The sequence below is a fragment of the Butyrivibrio sp. FCS006 genome, assembly GCF_000424525.1.
Lineage (GTDB): Bacteria > Bacillota > Clostridia > Lachnospirales > Lachnospiraceae > Butyrivibrio.
Genome location: NZ_KE384204.1, coordinates 386303 through 411375, shown reverse-complemented (window position 1 = coordinate 411375; position 25073 = coordinate 386303). Strand labels below are relative to the sequence as shown.

At 46.2% G+C, this 25073-nt stretch carries 20 protein-coding genes; all 20 read right to left on the bottom strand.

The window, feature by feature from the left end:
• Nucleotides 1-41: 41 nt before the first annotated feature.
• The 20 genes from G633_RS0113110 to G633_RS0113015 all read right to left on the bottom strand — a co-directional run bounded on the left by G633_RS0113110 (nucleotide 42) and on the right by G633_RS0113015 (nucleotide 25032).
• Nucleotides 42-680: an AAA family ATPase gene (locus G633_RS0113110; RefSeq protein WP_022768292.1), complete on the bottom strand. Its 639-nt coding sequence runs from the start codon at nucleotides 678-680 to the stop codon at nucleotides 42-44.
• A 151-nt stretch (nucleotides 681-831) separates the two neighbouring features.
• Nucleotides 832-1548, bottom strand: coding sequence for an ABC transporter ATP-binding protein (locus G633_RS0113105; RefSeq protein ID WP_022768293.1), 717 nt, complete (start codon nucleotides 1546-1548; stop codon nucleotides 832-834).
• A 30-nt stretch (nucleotides 1549-1578) separates the two neighbouring features.
• Nucleotides 1579-2337 carry an ABC transporter ATP-binding protein gene (locus G633_RS0113100; RefSeq protein ID WP_026520168.1) on the bottom strand — a complete coding sequence of 253 codons (759 nt, stop codon included), beginning with the start codon at nucleotides 2335-2337 and terminating at the stop codon, nucleotides 1579-1581.
• Nucleotides 2338-3414, bottom strand: coding sequence for a branched-chain amino acid ABC transporter permease (locus tag G633_RS18480; RefSeq protein ID WP_051200211.1), 1077 nt, complete (start codon nucleotides 3412-3414; stop codon nucleotides 2338-2340).
• Between the two features lie 37 nt (nucleotides 3415-3451).
• A complete protein-coding gene (locus tag G633_RS0113090; protein WP_022768296.1) occupies nucleotides 3452-4336 on the bottom strand; it encodes a branched-chain amino acid ABC transporter permease in 885 nt (294 codons plus the stop codon).
• Between the two features lie 97 nt (nucleotides 4337-4433).
• Nucleotides 4434-5594: an ABC transporter substrate-binding protein gene (locus G633_RS0113085; RefSeq protein WP_022768297.1), complete on the bottom strand. Its 1161-nt coding sequence runs from the start codon at nucleotides 5592-5594 to the stop codon at nucleotides 4434-4436.
• A 146-nt stretch (nucleotides 5595-5740) separates the two neighbouring features.
• Nucleotides 5741-6265, bottom strand: a complete 525-nt coding sequence (locus G633_RS0113080) for a hypothetical protein (RefSeq protein ID WP_022768298.1) — start codon at nucleotides 6263-6265, stop codon at nucleotides 5741-5743.
• Nucleotides 6266-6394: 129 nt separating this feature from the next.
• A complete protein-coding gene (locus G633_RS0113075; protein ID WP_022768299.1) occupies nucleotides 6395-6664 on the bottom strand; it encodes a hypothetical protein in 270 nt (89 codons plus the stop codon).
• A gap of 142 nt (nucleotides 6665-6806) precedes the next feature.
• On the bottom strand, nucleotides 6807-7427 hold the full coding sequence (locus tag G633_RS0113070) for a DUF4234 domain-containing protein (protein WP_026520167.1): 621 nt from the start codon (nucleotides 7425-7427) through the stop codon (nucleotides 6807-6809).
• Nucleotides 7428-7516: 89 nt separating this feature from the next.
• The gene (locus G633_RS0113065) at nucleotides 7517-8800 is read right to left on the bottom strand and encodes a chloride channel protein (RefSeq protein ID WP_026520166.1); all 1284 of its coding nucleotides are present in this window, start codon (nucleotides 8798-8800) and stop codon (nucleotides 7517-7519) included.
• Nucleotides 8801-8804: 4 nt separating this feature from the next.
• Entirely contained in the window at nucleotides 8805-9140 is a 336-nt protein-coding gene (locus G633_RS18475) for an Hpt domain-containing protein (RefSeq protein WP_051200209.1), read from the bottom strand.
• A complete protein-coding gene (locus G633_RS0113055) occupies nucleotides 9130-10854 on the bottom strand; it encodes a two-component system response regulator (RefSeq protein ID WP_026520165.1) in 1725 nt (574 codons plus the stop codon). Before G633_RS0113055 ends, G633_RS18475 begins: the two co-directional genes overlap by 11 nt.
• Nucleotides 10855-11067: 213 nt before the next feature.
• Nucleotides 11068-11382: a DUF1858 domain-containing protein gene (locus G633_RS19795; protein ID WP_022768304.1), complete on the bottom strand. Its 315-nt coding sequence runs from the start codon at nucleotides 11380-11382 to the stop codon at nucleotides 11068-11070.
• A gap of 183 nt (nucleotides 11383-11565) precedes the next feature.
• Nucleotides 11566-11841, bottom strand: a complete 276-nt coding sequence (locus tag G633_RS19445) for a barstar family protein (protein ID WP_051200207.1) — start codon at nucleotides 11839-11841, stop codon at nucleotides 11566-11568.
• Nucleotides 11842-12049: 208 nt separating this feature from the next.
• A complete protein-coding gene (locus G633_RS20305; protein WP_242838872.1) occupies nucleotides 12050-12901 on the bottom strand; it encodes a ribonuclease domain-containing protein in 852 nt (283 codons plus the stop codon).
• Between the two features lie 549 nt (nucleotides 12902-13450).
• Entirely contained in the window at nucleotides 13451-14584 is a 1134-nt protein-coding gene (locus G633_RS18460; RefSeq protein WP_051200206.1) for a pectinesterase family protein, read from the bottom strand.
• Between the two features lie 447 nt (nucleotides 14585-15031).
• Nucleotides 15032-16606, bottom strand: coding sequence for a glycoside hydrolase family 28 protein (locus G633_RS0113030; RefSeq protein WP_026520164.1), 1575 nt, complete (start codon nucleotides 16604-16606; stop codon nucleotides 15032-15034).
• Between the two features lie 97 nt (nucleotides 16607-16703).
• Nucleotides 16704-17549 (bottom strand): alpha/beta hydrolase, encoded by an 846-nt coding sequence (locus G633_RS0113025; protein ID WP_026520163.1) that lies wholly within the window; start codon nucleotides 17547-17549, stop codon nucleotides 16704-16706.
• Between the two features lie 14 nt (nucleotides 17550-17563).
• A complete protein-coding gene (locus G633_RS0113020) occupies nucleotides 17564-18073 on the bottom strand; it encodes a hypothetical protein (protein WP_051200204.1) in 510 nt (169 codons plus the stop codon).
• A gap of 143 nt (nucleotides 18074-18216) precedes the next feature.
• On the bottom strand, nucleotides 18217-25032 hold the full coding sequence (locus G633_RS0113015; RefSeq protein WP_026520161.1) for an InlB B-repeat-containing protein: 6816 nt from the start codon (nucleotides 25030-25032) through the stop codon (nucleotides 18217-18219).
• Between the last annotated feature and the right edge of the window lie 41 nt (nucleotides 25033-25073).

The window sequence follows — 25073 nt, the reverse complement described above, 5'->3', positions numbered from 1 at the left end:
CCGCAGACCTGATAAACCAGGCTGCGGCAAAATATAAATCTTTAATCAAATATATCCTCACCAAATCTAACCTTACAATGCGCCTTAATAGCTTCCACGCACTTGTCGAAGCCGAGCTTGCTGCTGTCGAGACAGAGGTCGTAGTTCATGGCGTCGGTCCACTTCTGGCCGGTGTGGTGCTCGTAGTAGACTGCACGGAACTTGTCCTCCTGTGCCATGAACTTTACAAGTTCATCGTGCGGAAGGCTCTTAACCTTGGCTGCCTGTTCCTCGAGGAATGGCTGTGGTGCATGGACAAAGACACTGAGGACGTTGTCGTAGTCCTTAAGGACGAAGTCTGCACATCTTCCAACAATGACACAGCTGGTGGTTTCTGCAAGTCTCTTGATAACCTTGGCCTGGTAGTTGAAAAGATTGGCCTCGGATGTAAACTCCTTGCTGTCAGGGCCGATGAGTTCGCCTTTATACACGTTTACCGGAGTCTTGAAAAATCCGGTATTTCTTACTCTCTCGTCTGCGTCGAGGAAAAGTCCGAGGCTGATGCCACTCTCCTCAGAAGCAAGATGAATAAGTTCATGGTCGTAGTAATGTATTCCAAGATCATTGGCCAGCATCTCACCGACAGTTCTGCCACCGCTACCGTACTGACGCGCAATTGTGATGACGATATTCCTCTTCATCCCTCAAATCCCTCCATACTAAATAAAATACCTTCTACATAAATTATACTTCCAAATCACCCTCAAAAACAGTATCATGCATTAATTCAAATACAGAAATGATTCTTATCCAAAAACCATTTCTGTAATATTGTTACATATTCAACTCGGCTTACTCGCCCAGATATGCCTTTCTGATTGCCTCATCATTAAGAAGATCCTTCGCATCGCCTTCCTTAGAAATGCTGCCGGTTTCAAGAACGTAAGCTCTGTTTGCGATAGAGAGCGCCTTGCGGGCGTTCTGCTCAACCAGGAGCACGGTAACACCGTCTTTGTTGACATCCTGGATGATGTTGAAGATCTCGTTAACGAAGATTGGAGAAAGACCCATTGAAGGCTCGTCCATGAGGATCAGGTCAGGATGAGACATAAGAGCTCTACCCATAGCAAGCATCTGCTGCTCACCACCTGAAAGTGTGCCGGCAAGCTGGTTCTTACGCTCTTCAAGTCTTGGGAATCTCTTGTAGATATCCTGAAGAGTAGCCTCCATCTCAGCCTTATCGGATCTTGTGTAAGCACCCATCTTAAGGTTCTGAAGCACTGTCATCTCAGCAAAAACTCGTCTTCCTTCAGGAACCTGGGCCATGCCTAGACTTACGATCTTGTGGCTGGGAGTCTTGGTAAGCTCGACGCCCTTATACTTGATCTCTCCTGTCTCTGCCTTGAGAAGACCTGACAAGCTGTGAAGTGTGGTGGTCTTACCTGCGCCGTTAGCACCGATCAGGGCTACGATCTCACCTTTATCAACGTGGAAAGAAATCCCCTTAAGGGCCTGGATCACGCCATAATATACACTTAGATCTTTTACTTCTAAGATTGGTTCAGCCATAAATTAACCTCATTACTAATAGTTTTTGTTTTACTCACCCAGATACGCTGTAATAACTTCCGGATTATTCAGCACGTCCTTAGTATCGCCCTGGCAAAGCACGCGGCCAAAGTTCAGCACTGTCAGCTTCTCGCAAATACCTGAAACAAGCTTCATATCATGCTCGATCAGAAGGATTGTCATATTAAACTCCCTGCGGACAAGTGCGATGGTGTCCATCAGCTCTTTTGTCTCGTTAGGATTCATGCCGGCTGCCGGCTCATCAAGCAGAAGGAGCTTGGGGCTTGTTGCCATGGCTCTCGCGATCTCGAGCTTACGCTGCTTACCGTAAGGGAGATTGGCTGCGAGATAGTCACGCTCAAGGTCCAGTCCAAAGACCTGTAGAAGGCGCATGGCTTCGTCGTCCATCTCCTTCTCCACCCTCTTGTAATTGCCGATGTGGAGCATGCCCTCGATGGCGCTGTATTTGTAATGCTCGGAAAGTCCAACCTTTACGTTATCGATAACCGACATATTCTTGAAAAGTCTGATGTTCTGGAAGGTTCTGGCGATTCCGGCGTGGTTGATCTCGATGGTGCTCTTACGAGTGATGTCCTCGCCGTCAAGCCTGATGATTCCTTCGTTTGGCTTATATACGCCTGTCAGAAGGTTGAAAACTGTGGTCTTTCCGGCGCCGTTAGGTCCGATAAGTCCGTAGAGCTCGCCCTTTTCAATCTGTACGTTAAAGTTATCAACGGCGCGAAGTCCGCCGAATGAAATGCTTAGGTTGTTTACTTCAAGAAGTGCCATTTAAGCCACCCCCTTATTTCTGCGGAAGATAATTCGACCGATTAAGCCGAACATTCCGCTCTTTCCAAATTTCTTTTCCCTCCAGGCGATGATCTTGGGTGACCAGTTAACGATCATCATCACGATCAGAATGATAGAGTAGATCAGCATTCTGTAGGTGTTAAGGCCTCTGAGCAGCTCAGGAAGCATGTACAGGATGCAGGCTGCGATGACGCTTCCGCGGATGTTTCCGATTCCGCCCAGTACCACGTAAACCAGGATCATGATTGATGCGTTGTAGCCGAAGTACTGTGAAGAAGCCGTCAGGGTTGTGATGTTATGGGAGAAAAGAACTCCCGCAGCCCCTGCAATTGCAGCAGAAATGGTAAATGCCATCATCTTGTAACCTGTAACGTTGATGCCTGTTGCTTCTGCGGCGATATAGTTGTCGCGGATAGCCATGATTGCACGTCCGTCGCGAGAATTTATAAGGTTCTGAACTATGAAAAGAGATATCAGAAGCACCACAATTCCAATGGTGAAATTAGCGTTGTGAGGTGTTCCGGTGATTCCCATGGCGCCGTTGACGATGACGTTTCCGTCGGCCTCCATGTTAAGATCCATGGCACTCTTCATGTTCATGTGAAGGCCCTTGGAGTCGATTCCAATGTAAAAAGAGTTGATGACGTTCTTGATGATTTCACCAAAAGCCAGGGTTACGATGGCAAGGTAGTCACCTTTAAGGCGCAGTACCGGGATTCCGATAAGGAAGCCAAACAGCGCAGCTACGCCGATTCCTATGATGAAAGCGATGATGAATCTCGGAACTGTTGGAAGTGCGTTCTCCGTTGCTTTGGAAAAGAATGCGCTGGAGAAAGCTCCAAGGCACATAAAGCCGCAGTGTCCGATGGAGAGCTCACCAAGTATTCCGACGCACAGGTTCAGGGCCACAGCAATGACAGCGTAATATGTCATGGGCACCAAAAGACCTTTCAGATGGCTTGAGAGATTGCCCGTCAGCATCAGGATTTCAAATACGATATAGGCAAAGATTACGATGCCGTAGGTTATGAGATTGTTCTTGGTGATTTTATTCATAGTTCGCACTCCATATAGAATAATTTCATGTTTTTGATCAGACCTTTTCTTGTACTACTTTTCCAAGTATTCCGGTGGGCTTAACAAGGAGCACCACTACCAGGATTCCGAACACGATCGCATCGGAAAGCTGTGATGAAATATAGGTCTTGGACAGGATCTCGACGATTCCGAGAACCAGGCCTCCGATCATGGCACCGGGTATTGAACCGATTCCGCCAAGAACCGCTGCAACGAAGGCTTTGATACCGGGCATTGCGCCGGTGTATGGAGAAAGGGACGGATAAGCCGAGCAAAGAAGCGCTCCGGCAACAGCAGCAAGTGCTGAACCGATGGCAAAGGTAAGGGCGATGGTTCTGTTTACGTTGATGCCCATAAGTGCTGCAGCGCCCTTATCCTCTGAGGCTGCAAGCATTGCCTGTCCCTGTTTGGTCTTATTAATAAAGAGCTGAAGAGCGATCAGGATAACCACACTGACAAGAATGGTCACGATGGTTACGCCCTGGATCTTGAGCTGTCCGCCTGCAAAGGAGACGCCCTCCCACTTGATAACTGAAGAAAATGACTTGATATCTGCGCCGTAGATAAGAAGCGCGATGTTCTCAAGAAGGTAGCTGACACCGATGGCTGTAATGAGAACCGCCAGGGGTGAAGCTGCTCCACGAAGAGGCCTGTAAGCCACGAACTCAGTTGTTACGCCCAGGAGTGTGCAGAGTACAATTGCAACAATAATGCCTACTACTGAATTGCCTGAAAGTGCTGCGCTCACTGAAAAGATAATATAGCAACCCACCATGATGAAATCGCCATGTGCGAAATTCAGCATCTTGGCAATACCGTAAACCATGGTGTATCCCAGGGCAATTATGGCATATATGCTTCCTAAGCTAAGTCCGTTAATGAGATAAGTCAAAAAACTCATCGGCCACCTCCAAAGTGTCTTTTAATAATAAAGAGAACGAGGGATACCTTTGACAGCATCCCTCGCTGGATGTCTAAAACATTATATCATAGAAAACTTATTCTGCAGATACGTAAACGCCACCCTTGATAACAACAGCCTTAGGCTCCTTGTTAGGCTCTCCGTTTGCAGACCATGTCATCTTGGAAGATGTAAGACCTGAAGCCTCGATCTGAGTCATAGCCTCTGTGAGCTTTGTTCCGATATCTGAAACGCTCATGTCAGGTGTAACACCGCTCTTCTCGATAGCTGCCTTGATGATGTAAACTGCATCGTAAGCGTCAGCTGCGAACTGGTTAGGTGTCTCGCCGTACTTCTCGTTGTACTTCTTAACGAAGTTAACTGTGAGATCATCTGTTGCATCAGCTGCGAAAGGTGTAAGAAGCATAAGTCCCTCAGCAAGTGATGTGTCGAAGTTCTCAACTGTAAGGATACCGTCCATACCGTCTACACCGAAGAATGTAGGAGCATATCCCATTGTGTTAGCCTGTGTAAGAATAAGAGCTGCATCTGAATAATAAATAGGAAGGAATACAAGATCAGCACCTGCATCCTTAGCCTTCTGAAGCTGTACAGAGAAGTCTGTGTTGTTGTCCTGTGTGTAAGCCTCAGCTGAAACTATCTCGTAGTTCTTGCCCTCAGACTCCTGAGCGAACTTCTGGTAGATACCTGAAGAATAAACGTCTGAGCTGTCGTAGATGATACCAACCTTAGTTGCGAGGTTGTGATCACTTATATACTGAGCAGAAGCGATTCCCTGGTTAGGATCTGAGAAGCATACGCGGAATACGTTGTCATACTTAACGCAATCTTCAGCTGATCCTGAAGGTGTAAGCTGGAACATGTTGTCTGCCTTTGTGTTCTCTGAAACTGCGATTGAGCAAGCAGATGTTGTTGATCCAACAAGGATCTGCATTCCCCAGTCCTTAAGAGTATTGTAAGCGTTAACTGACTTCTCAGCGTTGAGCTCGTCGTCCTCGCCCTTGTACTCGATCTTAACACCATTAATTCCACCGGCCTCGTTGATCTCGTCTACAGCGATCTGTGCGCCGTTAACTACTGCGTTACCGTAAGCAGCTGCTGCTCCTGTAAGAGGTCCGATAGCACCGATCTTGAATGTGTCAGATCCTGAAGCTGCTCCGCTGCCACATCCTGCAAGCATTGTAAGAGCAAGAGCAGAAGTCATAACTGCACTTACTACTTTGTTAAACTTCTTCATAGTTTTCCCTCCTCAAATGTATATTTGTATACAATGTTATATCTTAAGTTAAATCAATAGTTAAGAAAAGTCAATACTTTAAAGCAAAAAAGTGACTCCCAAAAATATGGGAGCCACCGATAGTTCTTTTAACAAAAAAACGTAACCTAGCGGTAATAATCGTTCTCGGCCTTCTGGAGCATCTTGGCCTCCTGGATCTTGTCGTTGACGTCAACCAAAAACTGGTGATTGGTCGGATCAGATATGAACTCAAGGAAGTCTGATGCTTCCTTATTCTTAAGCTTCTGGATTTTGGTCAGGTACTCAAAAATCTCCTCGTGAGTCTTGCCCTCGTTGTGGAACCTGTCAACAATGTCGAAGAGCACCATAAATCTGCGCATCCTCACACGGGTGTTGATCTGATGAATTTCAAAAATGATGGAAAAGATAAAGATAATGGCCGCTATTCCAAGCACCATAAATACCGCGCCATAAAGAGTAAGCCCTGATCTTATATTAAGGACTCCGGCGGTAACACCTGATATTGAGAAGATAAACAAGGAAGCTAATAGAATGATTAGCCTTGCCTTATTCCTGGCTTTCTGGGTAAGCTCCATAAAGCGAACAGCCAGTCCAAACACTACGTAGAATACTAGTGCAAAGGCAATCCCCACATACGCTAATTTGAGCATTGAGTCATCCCCCTATGAATTAATTGTAACAACCTTTTTGCACCAAAGCAACGAAAGTTATACCGTATATTAATTAACGGAAAAACGCCACAGTTCAAAATATGTTTGAACCATGGCGTCTATATATTATCAGTATTCTATTGCACGGAACTCATCAAACTGAGGATCCTCAACGAAATCCAGGATCAGGTTCAGCGGTGTAAGACCGATGGCCTCGTGATGAATCTGCTGCTTGATAACCATCTTTTCATAGGTAGAAAGCTTGTAATATTCCGGATGGCTCTTCGCATACTTCTCATTTAACTGGTCGAATAGGTTATACTCCGGATCGCCCCATGCTAATACTTCGGCTGTCTTTAGGTTTGGTTTGAACGGAGAATACTTCAGCTGGTTAGACATAATCAGTTGTCCTTTCTCTAGTTGCAAAGCTCGACGTCAGAAACCGAAGGTTATAATAACAACCTCTATATGAAATTATAGCATAGAGTTTAATAAATTTTAATAAAATTACACAAAAAATTTATAATTTGGAATTTTAGTTTCAGGCACCGATTCCATGTGCTCTGTTGTAGCCACGGCATACAGTGTTTGTGTTGTTGATGATGATGTTCCATCCGATGAAAACACCAATACCACAGAGAAGAACACCAAGGAGCATCCAGAGAAGAACTGCTGTGCCACCTTCGGTGGTAGGCTGTCCGTATCTTGCGCAGTTGTTCTGAAGCCTGTTACCAAGCTGATAGTACCAAACATATGCAAAAATACCGCATGTTACAAGTGAAAGCAGGAAAAAGAGCCAGAAGTTCATTGTTTCTTCTCCGTCACCGTCGCATGCGATGTTAACATCCTGAATAAGCTGATAGATGAAAACCCAGCTGTAAATACCACATGTAACGATTGTGAGCAGGATAAATACCAAAAGACTACGATCTGTTCTAAGTGGCATGAATCCGTAAGGTGCTGAGTAAGTATTTCCAAAGTTAGGTCCGGCTGTGCTGTTTGCACCGGCAAACCCGTTTGCGCTATCTGCTGAAAAGCCCTTTATCTCATCGCTTGCAGGCTCCTGATTTGCATTCTGCTCTGCTCCCTGAACAGGTGCTCCGCAATTAGGGCAAAACTTCTCCCCATCATTTATCTGTGTCCCACAATTACTACAAAACATAATAAAATCCTCCTTAACCTCTACATAAACAACATGTTTATTATAGGTAAGGAGGATTTTTTTGTAAATATGGTAATATTCTGAATCCGTCACATGGTGTCGCGGTTTACGAACTTGTTATGGAACTTGGAATACATGATCTTCTGGCTGCTGTAGAGGCTGTGATAGCCTGAGAACGTGTAGCTGAGCGCCACGGCCAGCAGATAGAAAGGCATTCCTTTAAATCCAAAGAGCTCGAAGCAGATAAACAGCGATGAAATCGGGCAGTTGGTAACTCCGCAGAACAGCGCTCCCATTCCGATAGCTGCACAAAGAGCCGGATCAAAGCCAAAAAGCTGAGAGTAAAGACATCCGAAGGTTGCTCCTATATACAGCGCTGGGACGATCTCGCCGCCCTTATAGCCTGCACCGAGAGTCAGTGCCGTAAATATCATCTTAAGAAGGAATGCAAAGTACGGGGCTTCACCCTTTATCGCCATCTCAATGACGTTCATTCCTGCGCCGTTGTAGTATCTGGTACCGGAGAGATATGTCAGAGCTACTACGATACATCCGCCTACGAAGATCCTGATGTATGGATTTGGCAGAAGCTTCCTGTAGGTCTTTCCCGAGAACTTGAGAGCCTCACAAAAAATAACACTCACTATCGCGCACAGCAGTGCAAGTACGCCCGTGAATATCGCGTGATATGGTGTGAATTCCGGGACTACATTTACTGCGAACTGTTCTCCCGTTGCTCCCATCCATTCGCTGATGCCCTGGGCCACAAGCGCTGAAACAACGCACGGAACCAGCGCCGAATAATACATAACACCTACATTTTCAATCTCCATTGCCATAAACGAAGCTGTCATTGGAGTTCCGAACAGTGCGGAGAATGCAGCACTCATGCCACACATAGTGATTATCTTGACGTTGCCCTCTTTTAATTTAAAGAGCCTTCCCAGATTATAACCGATACTTCCGCCCATCTGCAGAGCTGCGCTCTCACGGCCTGTAGATCCGCCGAAGAGGTGGGTCAGTGTTGTTGAAATAAATATCAGGGGAGCCTTGGTAATAGGCAGTATCTCCCCTTCCTGAATGGACTTGATGACCAGGTTCGTTCCCTTGTCCTCGTAGTCCTTGCAGATTCTGTATAAAAAGACAATCAGAAGTCCCGCCACAGGAAGGCCCAATATAATATAGTCGTGTGCTATCCTAAATTGTGTTGCAAAAATAATTGATTTAGAGAACACAGCACCTATAGCACCCACAACAAGTCCTGTCACGCTGCCCAAAAACAGCCACCTGAACAGCACTCTTATGCGCCCCCAGAGGTCTACTTCCTGAAAATGTTTAATTAGGAATGATAAGGGATTCTTCTTCTCGTCCATGGCTTCACTTCAGCTCTTTTACCTGATCACGCTGCTCTATCAGCTTATCATAAAGCGGCTTATAGTCAATCTCATCTCGCCCGCGAAGGTGCTCTGTCAGCTCGCAGATGGTCTCATAGAGCGGCCCAAGAGCGAGGTTCCCGATGACACCCTTTAGCGCATGCACTGTCTCAAAGGCCTCCTCAAGGTCTTTTGCCTCAAGGTTCTTACCAAGGAGCTCGAAGCGCTCGTCAGACATGCCAAGCTCTATCATCTCAATATAGAAGTCCTCCATGCCCATGCATCTCTCGAGGCCTTCGTCTACGTTTGCACCAAATTCCCTCAAGGAATCAATTGTCATGGCAGCTCCTTTCTATAAGTTTCCCAAATTCGCCGGCGGTAAGCGGCTTTGAGAAGTAATAGCCCTGTATGACATTGCAGCCTGCTTCCTTTAAAAGGGCAAACTGTTCGTACGTATCGACACCCTCGGCAATGACCGGAACCTTCAGAAATTCGGCCATTTTCAGGACAAACTCCACCATGTGCATCTCCTTGTTGTCCGGAGAAATGTCTTTTATAAATGCCATATCGAGCTTGAGCGAGTCAATGGGCAGGTTTGTCAGCATATTCAGTGACGAGTAACCCTTTCCGAAGTCGTCCATGGCCACCTTAAAGCCATGGCTTCTGATTTCTTTAACCACTTCGACAATTCCGCTGACGCTGTCCGTGTAGGATGACTCCGTGATTTCCAGCGACAGATCCGAGTTCTCAAGGCCATTCTCCTTGACAATGCCATTGAGGAACTCCAAAAGGTCAGGATCGAAGATCTCGGCGCTTGAAACATTTACCGAAACATGCACTGTAACGCCGTATATATCGCGCCATCTGCGGATCTGACGGGCGGATTCGCGCCAAACATAACGGTCGATTTCTTTTATATGCCCGTTTTCTTCGAAGAGCGGGATGAAGAAATCCGGGCTCACAAAGCCAAACTTCGGATGCTTCCAGCGAATTAGCGCCTCTGCGCTGCACAGTACGGGACGCTGTCCGGAAATGTCATACTTTGGCTGAAATACAACGCTGATCTGATTATTCAAAAGAGCTTCATCCACGTCTCTGAGTAGTCGCTCCTCATAGAGCTCTTTTTCATGCATCTCGTTGTTGTAGATGGCAACCTCAGTGTTGTGTGCGTTTCTGGATATGGTGTTGCAGGCCTGAAGGGCGCGGTCGAAGCGCTGCTGAAGAGTGCAGGAGCGGTAAAGGTCAGGATACACGCCGATTCGAAGCTTTGCATTTATGTTATTCATGACTTCATTAAGCTTGTCCAGTATTGTCTTTTTCAGGTAGTCGTAGTCCTTCTGGTGCTCGATGTAAAGGAAAAAGCTGTCTGCGTTGTGGCGGCAGGCAACTCCTCCATAGGCTCTTGCCACGGTTCTTACGCCCTCTGCCATGCTCTTTAGGACCGTATCGCCAAATACCCGGCCGTAGAGGTCGTTGATCAGATGGAACTTGATAAAGTTCACCACTACAGCGTCCACCTGCTGTTCAGGGTGATACTTGTCGTACTCATGACAGTACTGGACGAAGAAGTCTCTGGTCATGAGGCCTGTGAGGCGGTCGATTCCTGTGGCTCCGATGATGGTCCTGTCGATGAAAAGCTCGATGGCACGGCCCACTCTGGCCTTTATGACTTCGGGCTTGTCGTAGGGCTTGCCAAGGAAATCTACAGCTCCGCGATGAAGGCTCTCAACCTCAGCATCCTTGTCGGTTGTAACCACAACAACCGGTATGTTATGAAGGTCTTTGTCCGCCCTCATGGCATCGAGCACTGCAAAACCGCTCTTTCCCGGCATGTGGAGATCGAGAAGTACCAGGGAAATGGCGTCTTTCTCTGTCTGGATTATGCTTATGGCCTCGTCTGCTGACGTGGCGAAATCTATGTCGTACTCATCACCCAGGATGTTGCCAAGAATGCGCAGATTGACCGGCTCATCATCTACTATAAGGATGGTTCGCCTGAAATCCCGGCCGTGCTTGGCTCCTATATCCAGTTTGTTGGAGCTATCCATTGTCATGAGCAATCACCTGTTTTGGGGCTGGTGTACTGGTGTGGTGTGATGGAGTTATGGTGTGATGCGCGATGTACGATGCGTGATGCGCGATAATAATGCATATTAATTATACTATGAGTAATTGCATATTAACGTAAAAATATATACTTTTTATGGATTTACGTGAAAAGCCCCCGGGACCTTTTGAGTCTCAGGGGCTTACCGTGTGTTGTTTATTTAGGCGTTGTGCTCAAGAAGATAATCGTTAAGGGCGTCCGTGATCTCGTCGCCGTCAATTCCGTGTACTGCACAGGCCTCAGCCAGTGACTCCATCTGTGATGCGGGACATGAGATGCATCCCATTCCGCACTCCATAAGGAACTGCGCTGCAAGTGGGTGCTGTCTGATGATGTCTCCTACAAGCATGCTGGAATCTATGATGTCACCATTATCGGCTGTTGCGCCGGCATTCTCGTTCTTTAACTCTTCTGACATTGTGTTTCCCTCTCTTTCTGTATCACTTCCAAAGAATAAATCTTTTAATGAACCCATGATTAATGTACTCCTTTATACAATTCGTTATTCTACTCCTATAATTGATTGTGCGCAAGATATTTTTTGATGCGCGTGGTTACGGGATTTTGCTGATTGTTTAATGCGCGCGATTATGAGATTGAGTCTTATATTGTATGCACGTGGTTATGAGATTTACGCTAGTTTTCGTGGTTGGTTGGATCAGGGATAGAATCTGATCTTTAGGTTGTTGGACTCTTTCTGAGCGCGGCTGGCGAGCTTTTTTAGCCTGTTCAGGTAGTCAGGATTCTCCTTCTCCATGACGCTTGTATTATAGATGATTATGTTCCAGGTCTCTGTCGTCTCTGTCAGTACGTCATAGAAGGCGTCCAGGTTGTGCCCGTAATGTTCCGGCAGAGGTAGCTCTTTTGCCAAAGTATCGTGAAGTTCGGACTTGGCGGTAACATTCGAAAGGTCTATGTAAAAAACTTGTTCCATGCTTATCTCCTGTGGAAAAGGTGATGGGGTTGTTTGTTGCAATACGTGAATTTTTGTGTTTGTATTGCATCTGATGTAAAGCTTGGTAGTCATGGTATATGATGCTTCTAATGCAGCTGTTGGCTATCAGGATATGTGCTTATTCAGATGCTGTTCCTGATTGTTAGGGCTCATAGAGGAGCTCAAAGCTATTACCGTAGGCTGTATGCTACGGCTCATAGAGGAGCTCGAAGCTCTCGTAGTGGTCGCCGGTGTAGTATATGTAGCCGTCGTCCGAGTAGATAATACGCTTAGCACCTCGCTTGGACTTGCCGAGGGTGCCGATATCACACTCATGATACTCTTTATCCTCCGGCAGAAGCCCTTCGTAATTACCGAAATAGTCACCTCCGATGCACTTGCCCGGTGCGTAATCTTCAAGGGATCCGCCCTGCCAGCCAAGCTTCTTGGCGGCTTTCTTGGTGATGAAGTTCTGCGGAAGCTTGCCATAGGTGTGGATGTACAGCGCCACGTCCTCTTTGGTGGTGTAGGTGCCATCTTCGGGGATGAGATCGGTTGGTGACTGGGATGTGGCTTCTGAGGCCGATGATTTATCTGACTTCTCTGCTGTCGCAGATGAGAGCTGCGATGTAGCTGTGCTTGCTGCTTCTGTTGTTGATGTCGCCTTAGATGCGTCTGAGCTTGTGGCATCTGTTGTTGATGCTACCTGAGCGGCATTTGAGCTTGTCACATCTGTTGATGCTGCTTGAGTCGCCTCTGAGCTTGTCGCATCTTTGTCCGAAGTCTCTGCTGTGGCAGCTTTCTGGCTTGTATCCTGTGAGGCTGCGTCGGTACTGGTGCTGTCTGGCGCTTCAGACGGCAAAGATATCAGAGTTGTAGCTTCTGATGCCTCTGCAGTCTGTTCTGTTGATGCTGTTGTAGCTTGTTCCGTAGCAGTAGTCTGCCCGGGCTGTTGCGTTACAGGCTTCTTCTGGCAGCCTGTAAAGAGCATGAGCAGTGATATTATGAGTATCAAGGGCAGGACTTTAAGCCTGTTTCTCTTCTTTCTTGTCAAATTCATCTTGTTTTCCCTTTATATTTGCTTGTGTAATCTGTAACTACTGCTTAAAATACCTCAAAAGTCATGAATATGCTTGTAAAGTTCATCACAAAGCTCTCCAGCTAGGTCTCTTGGTTGGAAAGCTTTTTTCAAATGCATAACAAAAATTTATATATGAAAAATTAGTTGGAAATTACAAACCTCTACGCTTGGAAAATTTCATGGCTAACACAGTGGCTACATCACAGAACTCGACTCCGCGGTATGTTGTGACGTAGTTTCTTGTCAATATTGTTATGCGGCTCCAAAACCCCTTTTGAAATTTCCAACTAGTTTTTGTATAGAAGCAAGTTGTGGGGTGGTCGCAATAACGTTTCCAACCAATGTACAGAATATCAAGCATTGTGCTGAAGTTTTTGAGTCAAACTGTTACGTCCCTGCTGACTCAGAAGTTTTGATTCAAACTGATATGTCCCCGGTGTCTCAAAATGAGTCAAAATGAAACGTCCCCGGTGTCTCACAAAATGAGTCAATCTGAAACGTCCCCGGTGACTCATTGTGCGCAATGAGTCAAAGAGAACCGTCCCCACTGACTCCGTCCCCATTGACTCCCTGCACGAGTTCGTCGGCGCGGCGGGATATTTCTAGAGCTAGGGCTTCGTCTATATCGCGGACCCACGGGTTCTTGTACTCGAGGGATGCTAGCTTGCCTGCCTCAGAGCCACTATTTGAAGCCCCTGTGCCTATGCCAGCAGCAATTCTAGTTCCAAACTCGCCATAAAATGTATCCGGCTCGTCCTTTGTTATTCCGCCCCAGCCTGAGAAGCGCTCGGATGCTATGCTATCATCCATTGTGCAATTAAGGAAAACTGTTCTGGCCTCTTCTCTCCAGGGTCTACCAAGGAAGACTGAGCCCTTTTCGCAGCCGGAAGCACCGGTAATACTGCAGTTTCGGAAAACAAAGCCCAAATTATCCTTAAGTCCGCACGCTGCGGTTATATATCCATTTATAATGCGCTCTGAGACGTCGATCTGATCCTTATCAACGCCTGAACCCCCGGAAACTGTAGTTGCGCTGCCTGCAGACACGCCTGCACTACTTCTCCCGAACATCCTGTCATTGCATGTGATCACGCAGTCATCAAATACCGCATCAGCGCCGCCAAAGATGAAATCAACATCGCCAACAATCTCGCAATTCTTGTAATACTGCTTGGTCAGGCGCCTCTCTGTCATCATTCGAGGCCCCATAAACCCGTTCTGCTGCCTTGCAGCCACTGGAAGTGGCGCGCAGAACAGGGTATCCTGGCAGCCTGTCATCTTCACATTCTCAAACCTGCAAACATCCGCATCTGCATATACTGCCACTGCCTGTCCAACAACTCTGCCATCTCCGGCAGAATTCCTGATGGTCATATCCCTGACTGTCACCTTTTTGCCACCAAAGAACGCAGTATATGTTCTGAAAGTCCCACGCTTGCTGCCATCAGGCATAACTTCATTTGCATAATCATCATAATCAATGACCGTCTCAGCCATACCTGCGCCAACAAGAGTTATATCCTTCTTCTCGCAGAAGATCTTCTCCCTGTATACTCCGACACCAATCTCAATCACCGCGCTCTCGTCATAAGGCACAGCATCAATTGCTTCCTGTATTACGGAGTAGTCTCCGCCATTTTTCTCAACCTTAATCTGTAGCATACATACCTCATCATTCCATGTGTTCAGCGTCATTTACTGTCCTATACTATTTTGCTTATCAGACAGTAGCGTGCATTCAGTCATCAAGCTACTAGCTACTGTCCTTGTACAATTTTTATTACAAGACAGCAACGCATTTCTATTCACTTCATTGCTAGCTACTGTCTCTGCACATTTTTATCTTCAAGACAGTAACACTCTACCAATCATTGCTTTGATAGCAACTGTCCCTGCTTAATTTATGATTCAGGACAGTTGCCTCCCACCAATCATCGACCTGATAGCTACTGTCCTTGCATAATTTTTGTCTCAAGACAGTAGCACTTGCCAAATCATCAAGATGATGCTAACTGTCCTCTTTGATTTTTCGTTCCAGGACAGTACATGCCGCCAATCAATAAGTTTTCTCTTACTGTCCAGCCTTCATTTTACCCTAAGACAGTAACCTCACCTGTACTCAACCCCATCCAGAGTCTTGCTCTCAACGCCAATCAGCTCCGGCTCTGCATCCACCGAACCACAAATCTCAACGTCCCTGAGCACCAGCTCCTTGACGTTCTTCGCATAGACGCTGCGACCGGTCATTTCGTCGAAGTTGTCCATCATTACAGGCCTCTCAGGTACGCGCTCCGCCTCCGGCGCAAATGACACCTTGATGTCCTCAAAACGCAGCTCTCCAATAGGGCTCTCCGGCAGACCTACAGCGCAGAGAACACAGGCAGAAACACCACTTGCCACAATATGTCTGCCACAAATGCTGCCGATCACGGGAGTCATCTCGTCAACCGGCGCCGGTGCCTGATTCTGCACGTAATCGCTGTGTCCGTCAGGATCACAGAAATAGAACATATTTACAGTGAAGGGCATGTGAACGCCCTCCATCACTATATTTTCAAACAAAATGTCATCAAGAATGCTTCTCTCGCCGCGTCCGCGCCTAGTTTTGATGCGAAGTCCCCTGTCGGTGCCTATAAATTCGCACTGGGAAACTCTTACATCCCTTACGCCGCCTGCTGCCTCAGAGCCAACAGTAACGCTTCCGTGGCCTCTCTCAAACTTGCAGTTACGGATCTGCACTCTCTCGGTCACCTTGTGGTGCTTCAGCGCCATGTAATACTTGCCGCTCTTGATGGCCATGCAGTCATCACCAACGGAGATCACGGTTCCAAGAACCCTTACATCGCTGCAGCTCTCAGGATCAAGGCCGTCAGTATTAGGTGAATCCGAAGGATTGTGAATATACAGGTTAAGGAAAGCCAGGTCCTCACTATAATAAGGATGCACTGTCCAGCAAGGTGAATTCTGCACTGTCACGCCCTGAACTCTTACCTTCTTGCATCTGCACAGAAACAGGGTCTTAGGTCTCCATGCAATTCTTTTAACCTTGGCATCCTTCCACCAGTCAGAGTTCTGAGCATTTCCATCGATAACACCGGGGCCGATGATATCCAGATTCTCCGCATCAATCGCCGTAACAAGAGACGCAAAGTTATCCAGAGGATTGCCCTCCCATGTGCCAAGATTGTACTCATCAGCTTCATCTGTCGACATGGTCATTCCGGGGAGCACAGGAATCTTGTTCCTGTCAGTCTCTCCAAGCAGCACAGCGCCCTCATCAAGCCAGAAAGTCATGTCAGACTTAAGGAAAATCGGTGTAGTGAAGTACTTACCTGCCGGCAGATACACGGTTCCATCCTTCGGGCAGGCACAGATAGCCGCCTGAATAGCCGCCGTATCGCTGGTCACACCATCTCCCACAGCGCCGAACTTCCTGACATCCAGAAGCACGGACTCATGCTCTGTCACAATCTCCTTCTCCACAAGCTCTCCGCCTGCATCCACGCCAATCTTATATTTCTTATCAGGTAAAAGACCCATCACCGAAATAACGTTTCTGTCAGTCCTGAGCCTCTCTGTGCCATCCACATAAACGCCAAACTCTTCAGCCTGCTTAAACACTGAATCAGAGTCAAGCTCGATGGTCACACTCCTGTTAAAAACCTCTACAATCTTAAAATCCATGAAACCCTCCAAATAATAAAAAAGCTAATATGCAGTTACCTACATATTAGCATATTTCCTATACAAATCCCCGTAAAATCATGAAGTAAAAGTGGCATCAATTTCCCGCAATCCACTCATCAATAACTTCCGCCGTCTCATCCAACTGCTGATCAGCTGTAATCCCCGGCTCGCCGTCGCCCTTCTGGATGCCATAGTTCCCAAAATACGAATGAATACCGCCCTGAATCACATACTCAGTGGCATCCGCAGGCCAGTCCTTCTTGGCCTCTTCATATTTCTTCATGTTGACAACCTTGTCATTACTTCCAAGAATTGACAAAAGCCGCAGATCCGTGCCTGCCAGCGAATCAACAGGATAAGAAGCGCACAAAATCACGCCTTTGAAATTCCCTACAAAATGAGCCCCTGACTCCGTCCCCGGGGTCCATTTTTCAGAATGAGCCACTGACTCCGTCCCCATGGTCCATTCTGCGAGGTAGCGGGTGGCTGCGACTCCGCCAAGGGAGTGGCCTGCCAGATACCAGTCCAGGTTCTCAACCGACTCGGAATCGCCCGGTCTTGCAGCCTTTAAGGTGTCCACAGCATTGATACTAAGGAGAGCCACATTATCTGCCATTTTAGGCAAAAGACATATGTACCCCCGCTCAGCAAGTCGATACATAAGGCCACTGTAAGCCGTGTACTCAACCTTTGCTCCGGGATAAAAAACTATTACCGCCCGGTACTCCTGATTCTGGGGCAGAAAAACCATGCCCTCCGGTGCGGTAAATGTATGCACTTCCTCCGATAAATCATCTGCAAGCTCGGAAATTACTGTATTATCCGCATTATAATAATTGCCGGTGTAGATCTTGAAGGCCACAAAGAGGCCTGCAACGATCAGCACCAGCACTATTATCACGCTAATTATTATCTTTTTAATTCTGCTCTTGTTATTCAAAAAGCCTCACCAACTCACTGTTTCAGAGCCCTGTCCATGATCTTAATAAGTTCAAGCGCGCTGACAAAGTCTATCTTCTCATTCTTTTCCTGGTGGATCACATGTCCCTGCCAGGTTGAATTCTGTCTGTAAACGACCTGGATCACGAAGGTTCCAAGCTTACCCTTTTTATTCTGGACGTTGCGAACGCCGCTAGTCTCGGAGATCACCTCGATTGGAAGCTTGTCCGAAGGATTCTTTTTCTTATAACCGATGTCATCCCTTGATCCCTTCTTGAACATACGGGGGGCAAGGCCACGCTGAGGAAAATCCCACTCGTCATAGAGCTCTTCAAGCTTCATCATAAAGTCAGTCATACCGTCAAAAGGTATTGGGTTGTCCGCATACTGATGGTATATAAGTCCCTGATAATCTGCGTTGTCATCACTATCAATGCAGGCGCAGATCAGATTCCTGGCAAAAAGCATCTGCTTAGATTCGCTCATATCCTTCTTTAATCCTCTTCTGAAAAATTCTACAATCATAGCTATTATAACCCTTTATAGCCTTTAAAGGAACAGATTTCCTAAAGGTTCTTAAGAAAAGGGGCCGTATGATTTGACTCACACGGCCCCTCGCGATAAGAGAAAACTTCCAGCTAAAGTGCCGGTTGCTTCTTTACTTTTTATTACTTATCTTCCTCTTTTTTTCTTGTGAGTAAAAGAGCTGTTGCAACCGCTGCTGCAACGAGAACTGCGAAGATTCTTCCCGGTACGTTTGCTTCGTCGTCAGTTCTTCCTCTTCTTGCTCCGAGAACTGCTGCTCCGTCAGTTTCTCTTGTTGCTCCGAGAACTGCTGCCGGTGGAGCTGCTAAAGGAGTAGGTGCTGTAGGTGTAGGATCGTCAGTAATTGTTGTACCGCCTCCTGGAGGAGGTGTAGGTGCATTTGTTACTGTAAGTGTACCATAGGTGTAATTGATTCGGTAGTTGAGATCAAGATTTGTATCTCCTTCAGGAACTGCTACGAATGTGTTGCTGCTAGATCCAACTGCTGTCTGTGTTCCTGTTATGTTATATCTTACCTTGTCGCCTACGCCCCAGTCCTTATCGGCTGTGATGTTTGAATTTGTAAGAGGAGTTCCGTCGTAAACCTTAGCTGCACTGCCTGATGTCAGGTTGATGACCATCGGATAGATGGTAAGTTTTCCTGAATTTCTCTCAACCAGTACGAACTGATCCGTTACATCTACGTCTCCGTCAAATACCTGCATATCACCTACGATAGGAAGCTCGTAATCGCCGGCATTTCTTTCTCTTGTAGGAACTGAAAGTCCCTTAACTGTGAATTCTACGCCATTGATTGTTACTGTAGGATCGCTTCTTTCACCGTCATCAGCATCTGCTTTGATCGGTGCGAACATCTCTCTAAAGAACTCTACTGCTCTGCCTGCTGCCTCAATGATGATGTTCTGTGTAGGGCCTTCACCTCTGAGCTCGTATCTAAAGCCATCATAGTAATTACCGGTATAATCTCTTTCGGCATCTATTGCTGTTGCATAGATTCTGAACTCTTCGCCCGGGCCAAGAGGCTCGATTGTAAGTGATCCGTCTTCAATAGCAAATGTTACTTCAAAGTTCTTATTATTGTTTGTGAACTGCTCTGCTTTAAGGTTCATCGGATATGTATCCGGTGTCTTACCCTTAGCAATTGCTTCGCCTGCAAAAGACATCTCGCTTTCTTTGTAGAGTGGATTAGAAATCTCTGTTACTTTGTATCCCTCTGCTTTCTGCTCCTGTCCGTTGTACTTGAAGCACTTCTGGTCACCTTTGATATTAACTGTTACCTTTGCAGGTGTAATCTTGATGTAGCCATCTTCCTTAGTAATCTTAAGTTTTGACGTTACATCTACTCCATCTGCATTGACGATTACCAGCTCATCACAGGTTGCATCTACATCTTCTTCAGTAACATCTGTTGCTGTTGCACTTGATGTTGCTGTCTGAACAGTGTAGCCACCATCCTCAGGAAGTCCCTGAACTTCTACTGTTGCACCGTGAGCTTCTCCGTCGTACTCGAACTCTCCGCCGGTTGTTATAACTTTGATCTCTCCTGCGAACTCTGTAACCTTAAGAGTTCCGATAGTCTCATCGAGTTCGTAGTTACTCTTCTTAGCTGTTCCGTTCCACTCAAGCTCGTAGCTGTTAGGCTCTTCACCAACGTTTGTGATGGTTCCTGTTGTTGTGAAGGTTGCTGTCTCGTTATTAACAAATCCGGAAATGCTGCCCTCTGCTGTAAGTGGCTTACCATCATATACCTTTTCTGCATCAGGTGTTACGATTGTAAGAGTTGCAGGTGTTACTTCGATTGTATCGTCAACGTATCTGATGTTGTCTTTCAACTTACTTGTTACATCTTCGCCTGCTGCATTCCTGATGATCAGCGTATCTGCTGTTGCTTCTACAGGAGCTGTTGTAACATCTGTTGCTGTTGCGGAAGAAGCTGCTGTATCAAGTCTATAGCCTGTTGGAAGATCAGAAACTTTTACAGTCGCTCCGTGAGGTTTTCCATCGTATGTAAATTTACCACCTGTTGTTGTTACTACTATTTCTCCTGCATACTCCGTTACTGTAAGTTTTCCTACAGACTCAGATTCGATATAGTAGTTGCTTTCCTTGGCTGTTCCATCCCATTCAAGGGTGTAGGTATTATCACTTGTTCCAACCTCTGTCTGGCTGCCGGTTACTGTGAATGTCGCTGTCTCGTCATTTACAAGGCCTGTCATCTTACCGTCTGCTGTAAGAGGTGTTCCATCATAAACCTTCGAACCAGGATCCGTAACAATTGTTATCGGAGCAGGTGTTATTGTAATGCTGCCATCAATCTTTGTGATGTTCAGATCTTCTGTAACGTCATCGCCTGCTACATTTCTGATGATCAGTGTATCTGCTGTTGCAGGTACAGCTGTTTCAGTAACGTCTGTTGCCTTAGCTGAAGACTCTGCTTTCTCTAAAGTATATCCTTCAGGAAGCTTGGATACTGTTACAGTTGCGCCTCTCTCACTGCCATCATATACGAACTCTCCACCTACTGTAGTTACTGTGATTGCAGCTGTGCTCTCAGTAATCTCAAGTATCCCAAGATTCTCAGAAACCGTGTAGTCTCTCTCGTCTGCTGTAGCACCTTCCCAATCCAGTGTGTAAGTGTTGATTACTTTACCCGGAGTTGTAATTGTTCCGGTTGTTGTGAAGGTTGCTGTCTCACCATTTACAAATCCGCTGATGGTTCCTTCTTTTGTAAGGGGTGTTCCATCATAAACCTTTGATGCAGGTGGGGTAGTAACTGTAAGGGTTGCAGGTGTTATTTCTACCTTATTGCTCTTCACTTCACCAAGAACAAATGTTATTGCTTTGCTGTCAAAGAGTGAACTTATATTCTTGAACTTACTTGCATCCAGCGATATCTCTTTTGACTCATAAACATGTGTTGCGGAAATATCAGTCTCTCCGTCGTAATCGACATACTCTGCTTTATAATTTGAATCTCCTGTGATGTCTGTTACTACGAATTTAGTTACTGTTACTTTCTGTCCATTGTAAACCTGAGTCTTCTGAGTACCTTCAACAGTTACTGTTATCTGCTTAGGGCTGTAAAGTACGTAGATTATGTTGTCATTGCCCTTATGTACTGTGTAAGGAGCGTCGATCTGAACACCGTCCTGATATCCAACGTTCGGTCTATAAGCATTAAGCTGTGTGCCGTTAAGGGTAATTTGTGCTCCTACTCTTGCTGTCGCCGGGTCTGACTCTCCAAGGTAGTGTGCCAGATCGGTTCTTGTTGTAACCTCACCCTTGTAGTACTCAATAATGTAGGTGCCTGTTACACATTCCCAAACTGCGTAGAGCTCATTTGGAAACTTGTTGTTATCAGCTGCTATATTTTCTCCGGCATTGATCTCAACTGTAGCGTCCTCGCCACCGGTTCTGCTCCAGCCCTTGAATTCGTAGCCTTCTCTTGTAAATCCGCACTGCTCTGCTGTGAGAGCGATAACCTTCTCGTTTACAAGGATTGGTGCTGTTGTTACGTCGCTGCCTTGTCCGCCGTTTGGCTTGTAAGTGATAGTTGTTGTAACTCCTGCATCTCCGCCTGTCTTGATGTACTGAGCGATAAGTGTTACCTTGCCGTTCTTTACATAATCAGGTGTGATCTCAAAGCATCCGTTTGGATAGTAGATAATCTGTGCACTATCGCCATCGATTGTCCATCCAACGAAGGTATATCCTGAAGCCGGTGTAGGAGGTGCGCCTACAACTACGTTTGAACTTGATGAGTAGTTATATTTATCTTCAGGTGCGTTACTTCCGCCGTTTGCGTCATAGACTACCTTAACTGTTCCGGGGTTACGCCACTTAGCTACCAGTTTAGTATCATGAGTTACTCCGCCGTAGCCGTAAGGTGCGCCGTTCTCATACCATCCCATGAGTTCATAGCCATCTTTTGTGGTATTCATTAGTGAAGTCTTATTTACTGTATCACCATAGTCAAGCTCGAAGGATTGGTCCTGTCCTGTAGGAAGTGTTCCGCCTACTGCGTCCAGAGTTACTGTATATCTCACAGGTACATAGCATCCGTAAACTACCATGTTAGCTGCCGGCATCTTACCTGTCCATACAAATGGCTTTGTTCCGGCTGCATCCAGGAACCAGCCGTTAAACTTGTAGCCCGGTTTGCTTTCATCAAATTCAGGAATGTCAGGAGCCTGTCCTGAATATGGTGATATAAGTGCGTCGTATGGTACACCTGTTACAGTCTTAAGTGTTGTAAGATTTTCTCTGTAGTTTTCTATAAAGGTGATGTCATATTTAAGTCTCTCGAAGCGGATTTCAAGTACTGTATATCCGCTGCTAACCGAGACGTATTTGCCATCAGAACCCACAGCGCTGGTCCATGATCCCCATTGTTTGTTCCTATAAGTTCTATAGCTATGTGCTTTGAAGCCATTATACTTATCTGTGATATGGAAAGTACCGCCACCGGCTTGTGTAGTATATGCCGGATCTGAAGGCCATGTTTCGTCAGTGTTCTGAGTATAGAATCTTATGGTTGCACTGCCTTCTAAGTCTTCGCCATACTGGTTAAGTGTCTTTCCATCTTCGGAAACACCGCTAAGTCCTTTGAACAGGAATGCATCGAGGAATGTAAGTCTTGTTCCACTTGCATCTCCGCTACTTCCGCCGTTATCGTACCAGGCATGAGTTGTTGGCCAGGTGTAGCCATTCTGAGCTAGTGTCTGTCCGTAAAGGCCTGTGTAGGTAGATGTTATATCCCATTGATGATATGAACCCCAGCCACTTCCATGTTTCTCCCATGTATGGAAGTTTATGGTCATGAGGTCTCGATCAAAGTATACGTTAACAATTGTGTCACCTTTTGCTCTGATCTCGGTTACAGGTATGTCCTGATCGCCCTTTTTCCTGATAACTTCGCACCAGCTGTAGTGGAAGCCTTCAGAGCCCTGATTTTTGTAATTATTACCGATTGAAGAATCGATGTGGGCACCGGTTCTTCCGGTCTCGGTAAAGCTGGTCTTGTAGTCATAGGTCTTTTGCGAATTATCAGTTGTGTTCTTGCTATCAGAAATCTTCTGCTGCCAGATGATAACTGTATACTGGGTATCTTCAGCAGGTGTCCACTTTGCGTAAAGGGTTACGTCCTTAGTGAGAGTGGAGTTCCATGCAAACTCATCACCAACAACCTGGCCATCGCCTTCACCTTTATTTTCGTACCATCCACCAAATACATATCCTCTTCTGGTTGGATCAGCCGGCTTTACATCTATAGGTTTCTGATCCTCGAATACAGATACAGGACCTGTGAAGGATGCTCCACCGTGGTCATCACCGTCGTTTTCAACGAATGTGATCCAGTGAGCTTTCATTATTACAGGATATACTTTGCTGTGCTCTCTTGCATTAACTACCGGATAAAGAGTTGTGTCACCTTCTTCTATTGTCCATCCTCTGTATGCGTCGTCAGCATCTTTAGGAGTTACATGTACATCACCGGTTTCGATATTTGCAGGCTCGTCGCCTTCAACGACTTTCTGTTTAACCTGAGTTACTTCTTTGTCAACGCCGATGAATGTCAGGTAGAATGTGGTTTCAATCTTAGCGTAGCACTCGATGGTCTTTTCTTCTGTGATACCGGTCTTTGGAACGAATTCTACAGCTTCATTATCATCTTTATAGAACCATCCCTTGAATTCCTGGTTATCTCCAAGAGTAGGAACTCCGGGGTTTATAAGCTCTTCGCCTTCTTTGACGGTCTGCCTTGAGAACTCTGTATCGCCGTTCATGAAGACGTAGGTGTTTGTTACTATTTCGGTTGCAGGATCGATAATCTCAGTATCGGTTCCTACTACGATGTAAATTGAGAACTGATTTGCTTCGAATTCAGCTCCGCTTGCACTTGCGCTTGCGATTACATCTGCGTTACCTGAATCATCTTTATGTACAACGCTGAAAGATTCACCTTCAAGTTCAGAAGCGAGGGAAATTGAAACATGTACATATCTTGCATCTGCAGGCTCGATCTCTTCGCCGTCTGCATTTCTGAATGTAATGTCTACACCTTTTGCTGTCTGTGCTGCTTCGCCGATAGCGTCTTTAGCTGCATCAAGGGCTTCGTCATCTGATATTGCAGATACGTTCATTGTTGTGCCCTCAGGGAAAATTCCCTCGTCAGCTGATACGGAAACGTTCATTCCACCTGCGCTTCCGCTAAAGCTCTGTGCCGGCATCTCAGACATCTTCATGAAGTTTGCAGTAAAGGTTGCATCTTCTTCTATATTAGAAGGAACGAAGGTTGATTCTCCGCAAACTGTATTGCCATCTGCATCTACCCATGCAACAAACTGGTAATACTTATTAACTGCTGATGCTGTGGATCCTTCAAATTTTGCTTCCTCATCGTTAATGTCGATGGTCTCGCTTGAATTTGAAACTTTTCCACCAAGAGAAGCTGTGTAAGATACTGTTACCAGTTTCTTCTTTGCTTCCTTCTCAGCTGCTTCCTTCTCGGCCTTTTCCTTAGCCTCTTTTTCAGCCAGCTCAGCGAGCTCTTCTTCTGTAAGCTCTTTTTCCTCGAGCTCTTCATCTGTGGGTTCGCCTTCTATAGGTTCGCCTTCTATGGATTCGCCATCTGTAGGCTCACCTTCGATATTCTCACCCTCAGTGGGCTCGGCGTCCTGAATTGTCTCATCGTTCTGAATCGGATCATCTGCAGGCGCAGGATCTTCAGTTTCAGCCTCCACATATTCAGGCTCTGCTGCCGGCTCTTCAACTACAGGTTCCTCTACTACTGTCTCCTGTGGCTGTGCATCGCCGACATCCTGAACAACGTCGTCGTCAGCAAATACTCTTACGGTTGCGAGATCACTGTTGAAAGTAGTCGCAACGAGAGCAATTGCCAGAATGAATGATAAAATTCTGTTCCATTTTCTCAACATAGCGGAATCCTCCCTCACAAGAATTTTGCTAGTTAATAGGT

What these genes read in the sequence shown, in the direction of transcription:
- G633_RS0113110 (WP_022768292.1), bottom strand. Translation starts at nt 680, where the DNA reads ATGAAGAGGAATATCGTCATCACAATTGCGCGTCAGTACGGTAGCGGT.
- G633_RS0113105 (WP_022768293.1), bottom strand. Translation starts at nt 1,548, where the DNA reads ATGGCTGAACCAATCTTAGAAGTAAAAGATCTAAGTGTATATTATGGC.
- G633_RS0113100 (WP_026520168.1), bottom strand. Translation starts at nt 2,337, where the DNA reads ATGGCACTTCTTGAAGTAAACAACCTAAGCATTTCATTCGGCGGACTT.
- G633_RS18480 (WP_051200211.1), bottom strand. Translation starts at nt 3,414, where the DNA reads ATGAATAAAATCACCAAGAACAATCTCATAACCTACGGCATCGTAATC.
- G633_RS0113090 (WP_022768296.1), bottom strand. Translation starts at nt 4,336, where the DNA reads ATGAGTTTTTTGACTTATCTCATTAACGGACTTAGCTTAGGAAGCATA.
- G633_RS0113085 (WP_022768297.1), bottom strand. Translation starts at nt 5,594, where the DNA reads ATGAAGAAGTTTAACAAAGTAGTAAGTGCAGTTATGACTTCTGCTCTT.
- G633_RS0113080 (WP_022768298.1), bottom strand. Translation starts at nt 6,265, where the DNA reads ATGCTCAAATTAGCGTATGTGGGGATTGCCTTTGCACTAGTATTCTAC.
- G633_RS0113075 (WP_022768299.1), bottom strand. Translation starts at nt 6,664, where the DNA reads ATGTCTAACCAGCTGAAGTATTCTCCGTTCAAACCAAACCTAAAGACA.
- G633_RS0113070 (WP_026520167.1), bottom strand. Translation starts at nt 7,427, where the DNA reads ATGTTTTGTAGTAATTGTGGGACACAGATAAATGATGGGGAGAAGTTT.
- G633_RS0113065 (WP_026520166.1), bottom strand. Translation starts at nt 8,800, where the DNA reads ATGGACGAGAAGAAGAATCCCTTATCATTCCTAATTAAACATTTTCAG.
- G633_RS18475 (WP_051200209.1), bottom strand. Translation starts at nt 9,140, where the DNA reads ATGACAATTGATTCCTTGAGGGAATTTGGTGCAAACGTAGACGAAGGC.
- G633_RS0113055 (WP_026520165.1), bottom strand. Translation starts at nt 10,854, where the DNA reads ATGACAATGGATAGCTCCAACAAACTGGATATAGGAGCCAAGCACGGC.
- G633_RS19795 (WP_022768304.1), bottom strand. Translation starts at nt 11,382, where the DNA reads ATGGGTTCATTAAAAGATTTATTCTTTGGAAGTGATACAGAAAGAGAG.
- G633_RS19445 (WP_051200207.1), bottom strand. Translation starts at nt 11,841, where the DNA reads ATGGAACAAGTTTTTTACATAGACCTTTCGAATGTTACCGCCAAGTCC.
- G633_RS20305 (WP_242838872.1), bottom strand. Translation starts at nt 12,901, where the DNA reads ATGAATTTGACAAGAAAGAAGAGAAACAGGCTTAAAGTCCTGCCCTTG.
- G633_RS18460 (WP_051200206.1), bottom strand. Translation starts at nt 14,584, where the DNA reads ATGCTACAGATTAAGGTTGAGAAAAATGGCGGAGACTACTCCGTAATA.
- G633_RS0113030 (WP_026520164.1), bottom strand. Translation starts at nt 16,606, where the DNA reads ATGGATTTTAAGATTGTAGAGGTTTTTAACAGGAGTGTGACCATCGAG.
- G633_RS0113020 (WP_051200204.1), bottom strand. Translation starts at nt 18,073, where the DNA reads ATGATTGTAGAATTTTTCAGAAGAGGATTAAAGAAGGATATGAGCGAA.
- G633_RS0113015 (WP_026520161.1), bottom strand. Translation starts at nt 25,032, where the DNA reads ATGTTGAGAAAATGGAACAGAATTTTATCATTCATTCTGGCAATTGCT.